Source organism: Curtobacterium sp. A7_M15, from assembly GCF_030705415.1.
In the GTDB taxonomy this organism is placed as follows: Bacteria; Actinomycetota; Actinomycetes; order Actinomycetales; family Microbacteriaceae; genus Curtobacterium.
On sequence record NZ_JAUZED010000103.1, the window covers coordinates 1 to 12,322 of the forward strand.

The 12,322-nt window shown below is 71.3% G+C and carries 13 protein-coding genes; 10 read left to right on the forward strand and 3 right to left on the reverse strand.

The features are described 5' to 3' along the window. Positions 1 to 64 precede the first annotated feature (64 nt). The 4 genes from Q7F20_RS15110 (at position 65) to Q7F20_RS15125 (ending at position 3,034) form a co-directional block, all read left to right on the forward strand. A complete protein-coding gene (locus Q7F20_RS15110; protein ID WP_305740893.1) occupies positions 65 to 760 on the forward strand; it encodes a YafY family protein in 696 nt (231 codons plus the stop codon). Between the two features lie 163 nt (positions 761 to 923). Continuing rightward, the gene (locus Q7F20_RS15115; protein ID WP_305740894.1) at positions 924 to 1,457 is read left to right on the forward strand and encodes a hypothetical protein; all 534 of its coding nucleotides are present in this window, start codon (positions 924 to 926) and stop codon (positions 1,455 to 1,457) included. Positions 1,458 to 1,763: 306 nt separating this feature from the next. Continuing rightward, positions 1,764 to 2,672, forward strand: a complete 909-nt coding sequence (locus Q7F20_RS15120) for a hypothetical protein (protein WP_305740895.1) — start codon at positions 1,764 to 1,766, stop codon at positions 2,670 to 2,672. Beyond that, positions 2,669 to 3,034 carry a GntR family transcriptional regulator gene (locus Q7F20_RS15125; RefSeq protein WP_305740896.1) on the forward strand — a complete coding sequence of 122 codons (366 nt, stop codon included), beginning with the start codon at positions 2,669 to 2,671 and terminating at the stop codon, positions 3,032 to 3,034. Before Q7F20_RS15120 ends, Q7F20_RS15125 begins: the two co-directional genes overlap by 4 nt. Positions 3,035 to 3,435: 401 nt before the next feature. On the opposite strand, the gene Q7F20_RS15130 is transcribed toward Q7F20_RS15125, so the two are convergent. Further along, positions 3,436 to 3,615, reverse strand: coding sequence for a hypothetical protein (locus Q7F20_RS15130; RefSeq protein ID WP_305740897.1), 180 nt, complete (start codon positions 3,613 to 3,615; stop codon positions 3,436 to 3,438). A gap of 619 nt (positions 3,616 to 4,234) precedes the next feature. Here Q7F20_RS15130 and Q7F20_RS15135 point away from each other — a divergent pair. Continuing rightward, positions 4,235 to 4,606, forward strand: a complete 372-nt coding sequence (locus Q7F20_RS15135) for a VOC family protein (RefSeq protein ID WP_305740898.1) — start codon at positions 4,235 to 4,237, stop codon at positions 4,604 to 4,606. Positions 4,607 to 4,627: 21 nt separating this feature from the next. Here the strand turns inward: Q7F20_RS15135 and Q7F20_RS15140 are convergent, their stop codons facing one another. Further along, positions 4,628 to 5,179, reverse strand: a complete 552-nt coding sequence (locus tag Q7F20_RS15140; protein WP_305740899.1) for a GNAT family N-acetyltransferase — start codon at positions 5,177 to 5,179, stop codon at positions 4,628 to 4,630. A 25-nt stretch (positions 5,180 to 5,204) separates the two neighbouring features. Further along, a complete protein-coding gene (locus Q7F20_RS15145) occupies positions 5,205 to 6,212 on the reverse strand; it encodes an alpha/beta hydrolase (RefSeq protein WP_305740900.1) in 1,008 nt (335 codons plus the stop codon). 113 nt (positions 6,213 to 6,325) lie between these two features. Between Q7F20_RS15145 and Q7F20_RS15150 the strand changes: the two genes are divergently transcribed. The 5 genes from Q7F20_RS15150 (at position 6,326) to Q7F20_RS15170 (ending at position 12,291) form a co-directional block, all read left to right on the forward strand. Continuing rightward, positions 6,326 to 7,237, forward strand: a complete 912-nt coding sequence (locus Q7F20_RS15150; RefSeq protein WP_305740901.1) for an ABC transporter ATP-binding protein — start codon at positions 6,326 to 6,328, stop codon at positions 7,235 to 7,237. Continuing rightward, the gene (locus tag Q7F20_RS15155; protein WP_305740902.1) at positions 7,234 to 8,097 is read left to right on the forward strand and encodes an ABC transporter permease subunit; all 864 of its coding nucleotides are present in this window, start codon (positions 7,234 to 7,236) and stop codon (positions 8,095 to 8,097) included. Before Q7F20_RS15150 ends, Q7F20_RS15155 begins: the two co-directional genes overlap by 4 nt. Beyond that, on the forward strand, positions 8,094 to 9,365 hold the full coding sequence (locus Q7F20_RS15160) for a sensor histidine kinase (RefSeq protein ID WP_305740903.1): 1,272 nt from the start codon (positions 8,094 to 8,096) through the stop codon (positions 9,363 to 9,365). Before Q7F20_RS15155 ends, Q7F20_RS15160 begins: the two co-directional genes overlap by 4 nt. Further along, the gene (locus tag Q7F20_RS15165) at positions 9,366 to 10,016 is read left to right on the forward strand and encodes a response regulator transcription factor (RefSeq protein ID WP_305740904.1); all 651 of its coding nucleotides are present in this window, start codon (positions 9,366 to 9,368) and stop codon (positions 10,014 to 10,016) included. 223 nt (positions 10,017 to 10,239) lie between these two features. Then, complete coding sequence (locus Q7F20_RS15170; RefSeq protein WP_305740905.1) at positions 10,240 to 12,291, forward strand: transglycosylase domain-containing protein; 2,052 nt, start codon at positions 10,240 to 10,242, stop codon at positions 12,289 to 12,291. Positions 12,292 to 12,322 lie beyond the last annotated feature (31 nt).

Here is a 12,322-nt window from a genome sequence, read left to right on the forward strand (position 1 = left end):
GGTGCGGGCCCGCACCGCGCCTCCCGTCCGTCCTCTGGTGCGTCCAGGGCGCTAGGGTCGCGTCGTGAACCGGACCGACCGCCTGTACGCGCTCGTCGAGGAGCTCCGCGCGGTTGCTCCCGCCCGGCGCACCGCGCGTCGCCTGGCCGAGCACTTCGGTGTGAGCGTCCGCACCGTCGAACGCGACCTGCGTGCGCTGCAGGAGGCCGGCGTCCCCATCTGGTCCGAACCCGGACGCACCGGCGGGTACGCGATCGACGCCCGTGCCACGCTCGCCCCGCTCGGCCTCACGGTGGACGAGGCCCTCGCCGTGGCGATCGGGCTCGGCACCCTCGGCGCGAGCCCGTTCCGTGACGCCGCCAGGAGCGCGGCGCGCAAGGTCGCCGCGGTGCTCGCCGAGGACGACGCCCGACGGACGACACGGCTCGCCGCACGGGTGCTCCTGCTCGAGGCGGGGGACCGGACCCCGGCGCCCGTCGCACTCGCGGGTGCGCTCACGAACGGACGCGTGGTGCGGATGCGGTACCGCGACGCGAACGGGACCGAGACGGACCGCACGGTCGAGCCGCTCGGGTACATCGGCAAGGGGGAGGACTGGTACCTCGTCGCCTGGTGCCGACTGCGCGACGGGGTCCGGGCGTTCCGCGGGGACCGGGTGCTGGCCGTCGAGGAGACGGACGAGGCCGCGCCGCCGAGGGTCGTCCGGGTCGAGGAGCTGGACATCCCGCACGGGGTGCTCCGACCCGTCCTCGGGGACTGAGGGGTAGATCCGCGGACTCCTCGTGCGTGTCTGCGGTGCCATGCTGACATCGGACAAGTTCTGGGCGGCCCGGTCGTGAGGGTGTCGGAGCGCTACATTCACCCTGTGATCGGACTCAACACGGTGCAACCAGCCTCTCTGCTGCTCGGAGCCGAGTTCTGACGTGGGCACCGCGAATGCGCTTCTCCGCTCGACTGCGATTGCTCTGACGTGCCTGTTGGCCCTCGGACTGGTCTCGTGCTCCACGGAACACGCCCGATCGACCCCGTCAGCGCTGCACTACGCCGACAACGGACTGGAGATCTGCGTCCCGATCAGCACCCACCCGGATCTGGCAGTCGGCATCCGGGTCGATCCGCGCGGCGACGAACCGATCACCCTCGAATCGGTTGAGGCGATCGACGTTTCCGCGTTGCGTGTCGACGGCACCTGGGTGGTGCCTGCCGATCCGGACAACCGGATCGGTTCAGCGAACTGGCCCATCGCGGACTCCGAGCCGTGGTGGTCAGAACGTCGACGGGCGGAGGGAACCACACTCGAGCCGGGTGAGAACCACGACCTCATCCTCCACGTGCACCACACCGGGCCGGGCGACGGGTCGCTGCGAGACATCACGATCGCGTACGAACAGCACGGGCAACGCCGTGTCGCGGACGCACACACCAGCGTTCGAATGACAGCTGCGACCTGCGACTGAGCCGCGACGACGCCGTCGGGTTCGACACTGACGGTCCGGACGGGGCCAGCCCGGCAACGAGGGTCGGGCTTCCGCGGCGAGGGTCCGAGAAGGAGCACGAGCAACGCTTCAAGTTCCGGATGGCACGTACCTCGACGACCCCTCGGCGCCACCTCGAGGTTCTGCCGAGACGAGAACGACCGAGCAGGCCGATCCGCTCTCAGACACAGACATCCGAGAGCGGATCGGCTACCGGACGTGTTGCAGGCAACCTGCTTCTTCCCAAGTGTGCCAAGCTTGTGGTACACCCTTTCCAAGGGGGTTGGCATGCTGGTGTTGATGATCGTTTCGAGCGGGGTGCCGGTGGCACTCGCCGTCGGCCTGGTGATCGGGAGCATCCTCGCGCACATCGACGGACGTCGTGGCGGCGGCCGCCCAAACCGGGCCCGCCTGGCGGCGGCTGTGGTCGGAGTCGTCGGGTGGGTGCTACCTCTGGTCCTGTCGTTTTCAATGGTCGCGCAGTTCCGGTGGTGGCCCGAGGTGCTGCCGATCGTGGCGGGCATCGTCGCGGTCCTCATCGCGGTGCGCGGCACGACCGTCCCCGTGGCTGCTGATCGGCCCGTGCTCGACCTGCGCCGCCGTAGCGCGCTGACGTTCAGCAGGGGCGTCGAGGTGCTCGCGGCGGCCGCGACGACGGTTGTCCTTGCGCTGACTGTGCTCGGCGCCGGGCTGCTGTCATCTCAGGACGATGAGGGCCGGTACGCTCTCATCACCATCCCGGTCGGGGACGCGACGGCGAGCACGGAATTCTTCGGCTGGTACTACGGCCTGCCCGTCGTCGTGGCGGCTGCGGTGCTCGTTGCTGTCACACTCGCGGGACTGCACCAGATCGCGCGCGGCCCACGGGCCCACGTGGACCGAGCTGGCGACGACCTCCGTCGGCGTGACCAGTCCTCCGTGGCGCTCCGGAGCGCGACTGCCGCGCTGCTCCTCACGCTCGGGTCGGCGTGGCAGCTCGTCGCCCAGGCGTCGTCGCTGCGCACATCCATCCCGCGCACGGAAGCCGGAACGATCGAGTTCGGGACGTCCTTCGCCGCTCTGGGTCCTGTCCTCGACTTCTCGTCGCACTGCGTGGTCGGCCTCGGCCTCGCACTTGTCATCGCTCAGCTCCTGGGTCGTCGTCGAGTTGGCACCCCGGCCGATGTCGAGTCAGACCACCAAGCGGTCCGTGCGTGACCGGTCCCGGTGCACCTACTGGGGCCGAAGCCATCGCCGACCTGATCCGGGGGCAGATCGCCGTTGGCCTGCTCGCGCCGGGCGCTCGGCTGCCGTCGGTCCGGCAGCTCGCCCGTGACCTGTCGGTCGCCCCGGGCACTGTCGCGAAGGCGTTCCAGCGGCTCGATGCCGAGGGGTTATTGATGACGCGCCTCGGCTCGGGCACGCGGGTCGCCGAGCGGAACGGCGCGCTGCCCAGCGCGGTCCTCGACGCGCTGCGCCGCAGTGTCGATAACGCCGATCGATACGACGTCGGGATCGAGCAATTGCATGCGGCACTCGACGCCTTGTGGGCTGAGGAGCACCCAGCGTCCCCGGCTTGAGGCGTCGCGTCGGCGTCGCCCGCTTGCACCCGATGAGGTGCGCGTGCGGCATTCGATAGCGGATCGGCTACCGAACGCGACTGGAAGACGTCAGCGTCGACGAGATCGCTTCGTCCTGGTGAGTACGATTCCGACAAACGTTGCGCCGGTCAGGGCGAGGGCAGCGCTGAAGATGACCCACGGGCTGAAGAAGCTCTCGCCGTCAAGAATCCGTGACGTGATCGTGAGAATCTGAGACAGAACGAGTAAAGATCCGACCAGCAGCGTGGTGCCGCGTGACCACGTTCGCTTCTTTTCAGGGCCCTCGCTCACTGCTCCATCATGCGCCCCCGCAGAGGGCAGGCGGGCGTCCAGCGGACGATTGGCTACCGGACGGTCGTGGGCTCTGGCCCTTGAGCGCGTCAGAAGTACATGCGTCCCCGCGCGATGTCAGCCTCGGCCTGCCGAAGGGCCTCCGCCACTTCGGGCTCAGCCCCCTCGAACTTCGCCGCCCGAGCGCCGAAGTTCGTGTAGCGGTGCATGACGAACCACAGCACGAGGAGCACTGCCGAGACCAAGCCGGTTCCGATCCACCACCACATGCGGGCAGCGTAGATGCGACCAACCGTGGGGGCAAGCACGGCGATGCTCCGTTGAGGGATTGATGATCAGGACGCGTCTATCGTCGGCGCAGCTCACGAATGAGCAGCGCAGTACACACCAGCATCACTCCCGAGAGCAGTAGTGCACCACCAAGGATCGCCGCTGGCGTACTCCCGGCGCTGACGAGCACAAAAAGTCCGATTAAGGCAAGTGGAGCGCCGACGAGCAGGCCAACGAGGTCGGCAGTTCCCTGCTGTGGCGGGTTGATCACACGGTCAGGCTATCGACGGACGGCGGGAGGTACACGGCGACACTGCACCGTCTCGATAGCCGGTGGGCTGCCGAACTCGGCGGCATCGCGCCGCAAGCGAGCTCGATGCGTCGCTGGGGCGTCGTCTCGCACTGGCCATCGGGGACTCTCGTCTCACACAGGTGGTCCGCGATCCCTCGCGATGAGGGTTCGCCATACGGACGCAGCGCGCGCCACCAGGTCCCGGAGTGCATCGTGCGCAGGCGACGAGCTGCGGGCTCTTCGGCGGAAACCCCGACAGAACGGTGTCGCAGTGCGCGAGGATGCTCGTCCCGGGTGGCCACCGGGGTCGCCCGGGAAGGCACACCGTGGAGTTCGCATCCATCCGCATCATCACCGACGACCTGGACGGGATGGTCGCGTTCTACGAGCGCGTCACCGGCACCACCGCCAGGCGACCCGCTCCGGTCTTCGCCGAGATCGTGACCGGCGGCCTCGTCCTCGCGCTCGCGACACCGACCACGGTCGCGATGCTCGGTGCCGACGCACCCCGAGCGAGTGCGGCGGGCAGCGTGATCGTCGAGTTCCTGGTGGACGACGTCGACGCGACGTTCGGCCGCCTGCAGGACGGCCTCGACGACGTTGTGCTGCCGCCCACGACGATGCCGTGGGGCAACCGGTCCGCGCTCCTCCGCGACCCGGACGGCACGCTGGTGAACCTGTTCAGTCGACCGGCGTGACCGACCCGGTCCGTGGGGCGGTCACAGGTTGTCGTCGCCCCACGGCACCGGCGTGGTCGTGCCCGTCTCCCAGTCGTGCCGGAGCACGCCGTAGCCGACCGAGGCGACGGGGCGGCGACCCTCGACGGGCCAGCCCTCGCGGTAGTGCGCCTCCTTGACCCAGCCGGCACGGACGAACACGCGCCGCATCGCGACGTTGTCCTCGCGCGTCTGCCCCTCGAACCGCGTGACCTCGGGCAGGGTGCGGAACACGTGGTCCGTCGTCGCGCGGAGCGCCGGCACACCGAGGCCCTGCCCGCGGAAGCGACCGGCGATCCGGAGGTCGAAGAGCGGGACGGGGTCGGCCAGGTCCTCGAGCCGGACGATCCCGACGCGGCCCAGGTCGTCGTGCTCCAGCCAGAAGCTGTCGTGCTCGTCGTCGCGGTACGCACCGGCGTCGACGGCTGCCTCGGCGTCTGCGCGGGGGATGGTGCGCCGGACGTGGAACGGGAACTCCTCGCCGGTGAGGAACGCGATCAGGTCGGCGCGGTCGGCGCCGGTCGGGTCGAGCCGGACGAGCGACAGGGACGGCATGGCGATCAGGCTAGCGGCAGCTCGGTCAGCGGCGGCCCGGTCGCGAGGGGAGCGTCGCAGCCCAGCGGCCGATCATGTCGTAGGCGTGCTCGCGGACCTCGGGCACCGAGAGCACAACGTCGTGCAGCGCCCCGTGCAGCCGCCGGACGGTGACCTCGCTGCCGAGGGACAGCGCACGGTGCGCGACGACGTCCACGTTGAGCGCCACGTCGGCCCGCGCCATCCCGTCGTCCCACCGGGGCTGCAGCATGCTCTTGTCGCTCAGCAGGACGAGCACGGGCACCCCGAGGTCGAGCCCGGCCTCGACGGTGGCCTGGCCGTCGAAGACCGCCGCGAGCCAGTTCGGGTGCAGCGGGAAACCGCGATCGGGTCGCCACTGCTGGTCGTACGTCCACGAGCCCTCGCCCGCGGCGGACACCGTCCTGGTGTAGAAGCCGGGATCGACGGCCGGCATCGGCGCGAGCGGGTTCCGGCGGGCGCCCAGCTTGATGACCGGTGCCACGATCGCACGACCGACCGCGCTCGCCTGGAACTCGAGCCACGGGCTGTTCAGGATCAGACCGTCGACCCGGTCGGGGTGCCGCGCCGCCCACAGCGACAGCGTCAGCCCACCGGTCGAGTGGCCCATCGGCACGAGTCGGCGGCCGGTCTCGCCGTGGTGCTCCGCGGCGATCGCGTCGAGCGCGGCGGCGATGTCCTCGTCGTAGACGGCGAGGTCGTCGACGTTGCCCGGGGTCTGCCGCGGGCGCAGGCTCCGCCCGTACTTGCGCAGGTCGAGGGCGTGGAACCGTGCACCGAGCCGTTCGACGCGCTCCGCCAGCTCGACCTGGAAGAAGTAGTCCGACCAACCGTGCACGTACAGCACGTCGACGCCGTGCAGGGGACCGCGTGCGTGCAGCAGGAGGTCGGCGGCGGATCGGCGGCGCCGGACGAGGGTCGCCACCACGGGCCCCTCGTGGTCCTCGCCGAGGGGAAGCTCGAGGCGTTCGAACGGCGCCCCGAGGACGTCCTCGCGCCACCCGTGGTCCGCCATCCGTCGAGCGTAGCCGGACGCCCTCCGCGTGGTACCGGGGTACCACGCGGAGCGCTCGGAGATCGGTTCCGACGCCGATGTGGCGGCGGGGGCCGCGTCCGTACGGTTGCCGCATGATCGAGATCCAGAACCTGACGAAGCGCTACGGCGAGAAGGTCGCCGTCGACGACGTGACGTTCACCGTCCGGCCCGGGGTCGTCACCGGCTTCCTCGGCCCGAACGGCGCCGGCAAGTCCACGACCATGCGAGCCGTGATGGGCCTGGACAGCCCCACGTCCGGCAGCGCCGTGGTCGACGGCCGCCCGTACCGCGAGCTCCGCGACCCGCTCCGCCGGGTCGGGGCGCTCCTCGAGGCGAAGGCCGTGCACAAGGGCCGCAGCGCGTACGACCACCTCCGCGCCCTCGCCGCCACGCACCGGATCCCGAAGGCGCGCGTCGAGGAGGTCATCGGCATGACCGGCCTCGAGCGGGTCGCGAAGCAGCGCGTCGGCGGGTTCTCCCTCGGCATGGGGCAGCGGCTCGGCATCGCGGCAGCGCTCCTCGGCGACCCGCAGACGCTCATCCTCGACGAGCCGGTCAACGGCCTCGACCCCGAGGGCGTCGTCTGGGTGCGACAACTCGCACGGAGCCTCGCCGCCGAGGGACGCGCGGTGTTCATCTCGAGCCACCTGATGAGCGAGATGGCGCTGACGGCGGACCGCATCGTCGTGATGGGACGCGGCCGGGTCCTCGCCGACACGGACCTGACCGACCTCGTCGCGTCCGCGACCGAGCGCTCCGTCTCGGTCCGGACCCCGGAACCGGACCGGCTGCTCACCGCCATCGCCGGACCGGACGTCACCGTGACGTACGAGGACGACGGCGGTCTGCACGTGCGCGGGCTCGGTGCCGAGCAGATCGGCGAGGCGGCCGCAGCCTCCGGGATCGTCCTGCACCGACTGGCCTCGACCGAGGCGAGCCTCGAGCAGGCGTACCTCGAACTCACGCACGACGAGGTCGAGTACCGGTCGGAGGTCGCACGATGACCGCCACGACGACGACCGAGCTGCCCCGCACCCTGCACCAGCACGACGCCGTACGTGTGCGGTTCTCCGGCGTCCTGCACTCGGAGTGGATCAAGCTGCGGTCCCTGCGCTCGACGATCTGGAGCCTCCTGGTCCTCGTCCTCGTGCCGATCGGCATCGGCGTCCTGCTCGCCTCGCTGGCGGACGACGGGGGCCGGACCGTCACCGGGGACGCCGCCCGGAACGCGCTCGTGCAGTACAGCACGAGCGGCGCGACGATCGCCGTCCTGGTCGTGGCGGTCATCGGCGCCCTCGTGGTGACCGGCGAGTACGGCACGGGGATGATCCGGTCGACGTTCTCGGCGGTCCCGCGGCGGTGGGAGGCGCTCGCCGCGAAGGGCGTCGTGCTGGCGGCGACCGTGTTCGTCACGAGCGCGGTCAGCGTGTGGGCGACGGCGTTCACGATCCTGCCGATCGCGAACGCGAACGGGGTCGAGGCCTCCCTCGACGGCAGCGTGGCGATGCCCTTGCTCGGCGCGTCGGTCTACCTGACCCTCATCGCGCTGCTGGCCTTCGCCGTGGGGATCGTGCTGCGGTCCACCGCGGGGGCGATCGCCACCGTGCTCGGGCTCCTGCTGGTGGCTCCGGTGGTGGTCCAGCTCGTGCAGGGGTTCACCAACACGAAGTGGCTCGGCACGGTGAACAACCTGCTCCCGCAGAACGCGGGGCAGCCGCTCATGCAGTTCGGCACCGAGGACACCTCGGGCTGGCACGACGGCGTCCTAGCCTTGGGAGGGTGGAGCGGGTTCGCGGTGCTGGTGGCGTGGGTGATCGCCGCGTCGGTGACGGCACTCGTCCTGGCACAGCAGCGGGACGCGTGACGACGACCGAACCGGTCCCCGGCGCCGTGCACGACGGCGTCGGGGACCTCACGCTGCCCGTCGCACCCGGCAGGATCCGGCGCTGGTGGGCGGGACACCCGCGAGCGGCGGACGTCCTGCTCATCCTGTTCTGGGGCGGACCCGAGGTCGCCTTCGCGGTCGCCGGGCTCTGGCGTGCGGACACCTCGATCGCGAGCACGGTCGTGGTGCTCGTCCTCGTGGGCGTCGCGGTCGCGGGCATCCCGTTCCGTCGGATCCGGCCGCAGGTCACGGTCGTCGCCGGTCTCGCGTCGGTGGTCGCGATGGCGTGGACCGAGGCCGGGTACTCGCCCATGCTCTTCGCCGCGTTCGCCGCGTGCGTGTGGTGGTCGCGGGCAGCCGGATGGTGGAGCATCGCCGCGGCGTCCGTGCTCGGTGCCGGGGCGACCGCGGTCCGGGTGTTCCTCGTGGCCCCGGGGTCGGGGGGACTCGGTGAGGTCTTCGCACCAGCGCTGCCGGCGTTCCTCGTCATCGCCGTCCTGATCGGCACCACGACCGGGGACCGCCGCCGCTACACCGAGGCGCTCATCGACCGCGCACGCCAGCTCGCACGTGAGCGGGATCAGCAGGCGCGACTCGCCGCCGCGGCCGAGCGTGCGCGGATCGCCCGCGAGATGCACGACATCGTGTCGCACTCGGTCACGGTCATGGTCCGACTGGCCGAGGGTGCCGCAGCGGGTCGCCCGGACGACGACCCGTCGACGACGGCGATGCGCGGGGTCGCGGACGTCGGCCGGAGTGCGATGACGGACATGCGACGGATGCTCGGCGTGCTGTCCGAGCAGGGTGCGAGCAGCGAACGTGCCGACCCGGACGCCCAGGGCCCCCTCGCCCCGCAGCCCGCCGTCCGCGACCTCCCGCAACTCGTCGACGGCTTCCGCGCGCTCGGGACCCCCGTCGCGCTCGAGGTCGCCGGTGGCCCACCGGACGACGACGCCCTGCAACTCGCGGTGTACCGGATCGTGCAGGAGGCCCTCACGAACGTCGTGCGGTACGCGCCCCGAGCCCGTGCGGTGACGGTCACCATGGCAGCCTCGTCCGACGAGGTCGTCGTCACGGTGACGGACGACGCACGCCGTGCTGCCCCGGCGCCGCAGATCGGCGCCGGACGGGGGCTGGTGGGCATCCGCGAACGCGTGCACGCCCTCGGCGGCACGGTCGACGCCGGCCCGCGGCCCGCGGGTGGCTGGGAGGTCCGGGCCACGATCCCGGTCCGGAAGGAGGCCTGAGTGATCCGCGTCGCGATCGTCGACGACCAGCAGCTCATCCGCACGGGGTTCCGGCTCCTGCTCGACGCGCAGCCCGACATCGAGGTGGTGGGCGAGGCCGAGGACGGCGCCGCCGGTGTCCAGCTGGCACGCGCACACCACCCGGACGTCGTCCTGATGGACGTCCGCATGCCCCGCGTCGACGGGGTCACCGCGACGGCCGCGATCGTCGAGCAGCTCCCCGACACCCGCGTGATCGTGCTCACCACGTTCGACCTCGACGAGTACGCGTTCGGCGGGCTGCGCGCGGGGGCGAGCGGCTTCCTCCTCAAGGACATCAGTTCCGCGCAGCTGCTCGACGCGATCCGTGCGGTGGCAGTGGGCGAGGCGGTCGTCTCACCGCGGGTCACGCAACGGATGCTCGACCTGTTCGGCACCAAGTTGCCGGATCGGGGGGACGGCGGCCCGGATGCCGCGGCTGCGCTCACACCGCGCGAACGGGACGTGCTGCTCGCAATGGCCCGGGGGCTGTCGAACCAGGAGATCGCCTCGTCGCTGCACACGAGCGAGTCGACGGTGAAGACGCACGTGGGGCGGGTCCTCGCGAAGCTCGGCCTGCGCGACCGGGTGCACGCGGTCATCTTCGCCTACGAGCACGGCTTGGCGCGCTGACCGCTGGGCCTGCGCCCGGCGCGGCCATCTGTGGGCCTGGAGGCGCGGTGCCGGCCCGCCCCCCGCCGCCAGGCCGCCCGCTGTAACCATCCGCACCGGCGCGGGACCTTCCCAGCCGCCCTGGCGGACTTCCCCCGGGAAGTCCCGGGAACCGTCCGAACTCGGCTGGGACGCTCCGGGAACCGCAGCAGCGGTGATCCACAACGAAGGGGAGGCCCAGGGGATGACGTTCAGACGTGCAGGAGGAGCCGTGCTCGGCTTCGTCGGCGGGAGTGTGCTCGCGGGCTTGCTGGTCGGGGTCGGCGTGACGCCCGTGCTCGCCGTGGCCGGAGTGGGCACGACCTCGGCGATCGGAGTGTTCGACTCCATGCCCGAGTACATCGAGATCGGTGAACTGCCGCAGCGCAACGAGGTCTGGGCGTACCGCGGCGGGAAGCCCGTGCACCTGGCGAACGTCTGGGCGCAGAACCGGCAGGAGCTCAGCCTCGACCACATCAGCGACACCCTCGAGCACGCTGCGGTGGACGGCGAGGACAGGCGCTTCTACGAGACCGGGGGCGTCGACGCGACGAGCATGGTCCGATCCCTGGTGAGTGTCGTGGCCGCGGGTGGCAAGGGCGGCTCCGGTGGCTCGACGATCACGATGCAGCTGGTGAGGAACATCAAGATCCAGCAGGCGAGCGAGCTCCCGACGGCCGAGGAGCGCGACGCCGCCTACAAGGAGGCGACGAAGCGTTCCGCGCAGCGCAAGCTCGCCGAGATGAAGTTGGCGATCGGCCTCGCGAAGGAGTACTCCAAGCAGGAGATCCTGGCGGCGTACCTCAACATCGCGTACTTCGGCGATCAGACGTACGGGGTGCAGGCCGCCGCGCAGCGCTACTACGGCAAGGACGCCACCGACCTGTCCCCAGCCGAGGCCGCGTCCCTCGTCGCGATCGTGCAGTGGCCGGAGCGACGGGACCTGTCCCGTCCGAGCCACTACGCCGACAACGTCGCCCGCCGAGACGTCATCCTCCGGTCGATGCACGAGCAGGGCCACCTGAGCCGCGCCGAGCTCACCGAGGCCCTGGCGTCGAAGCCCGCCGACTACGTGCGACTGACGCCCCCGCAGCAGGGGTGCGAGGCCGTCGCCCGCGGTGCGGAGTTCTTCTGCCAGTACGCGGTCGAGGTCGCGCGGGAGCTGCCGCAGCTCGGCCCCACCCAGGACCGTCGCGACGACGCCTGGCGGAAGGGCGGCTACCGCGTGCAGACGACCCTCGACCTCGACCTGAACGGCCAGCAGAAGGCGCTGCTCGACCGTTACGACCCGGCCACCGAGTCCCGGTTCGCCCTCGGCGCCACGCTCGACACGGTCGAGGCCGGGACCGGTCGGGTCCTGACGATGGCGCAGAACAAGGACTACGACCGCTCCTCGAACGCCCCCGCGAGCGCGACCTCGCTGAACTACGCGACCGACGAGGCGAACGGCGACTCGACCGGGTTCCAGGTCGGCTCGACGTACAAGATGTTCACGCTCCTGCAGTGGCTGGCCGCCGGGAAGAGTCCGGACGCGATCGTCGACGGCACGCGGCACGGGCGGAGCACGTGGACGCAGTGCGGGCAGACGATCGACTCCTACTGGAACCCGAAGAACGACTCGCCGGCACAGACCGGCAGGATGTCCGTCCGGGCGGCCACCGCACAGTCGGTGAACGCCGCCTACGCCTCGATGGCCGAGCAGCTCGACCTGTGCGACATCCGCGACACGGCCGCGGCGCTCGGTGTGCACCCGGCGACCGGCGGCACGCTCCCCGCCAACCCCGCGGCGGTGCTCGGCACGACGAGCATCGCACCGCTCACCATGGCGGCCGCGTACGCCGGCGTCGCGAACGGCGGCGTGTACTGCGCGCCGGTCGTCATCGACCAGGTGACCTCGCGGGACGGCGTGCCGCTCGGCGGCCAGCAGCGGTCGTGCCGACAGGCGGTCCCCGCAGCCGTGGCGACCGAGGCGTTCGCGGTCATGCAGGGGGCGTTCCGCGGCGGCACCGCGAGCGGTGGGCAGACTCCGGACGGCGCGACGCTGTTCGGCAAGACCGGCACGACCGACGACGCGGACCAGATCTGGCTCGTCGGCGGGACGACCCGTGCGGTGACGGCCTACTGGCAGGGGAACACCGACGGTGGGAAGGCGAACCTGCGGCACTTCGCCAACGTCGAGGGGACGTACGCGAGCACCCGTGCCGCCGTGTGGCGGCAGGCGCAGACGGCGGTGAACGCGGCGGTACCGGTGGGGTGACGGACGGGAGGCGCGGTGCCAGCTGGCACCG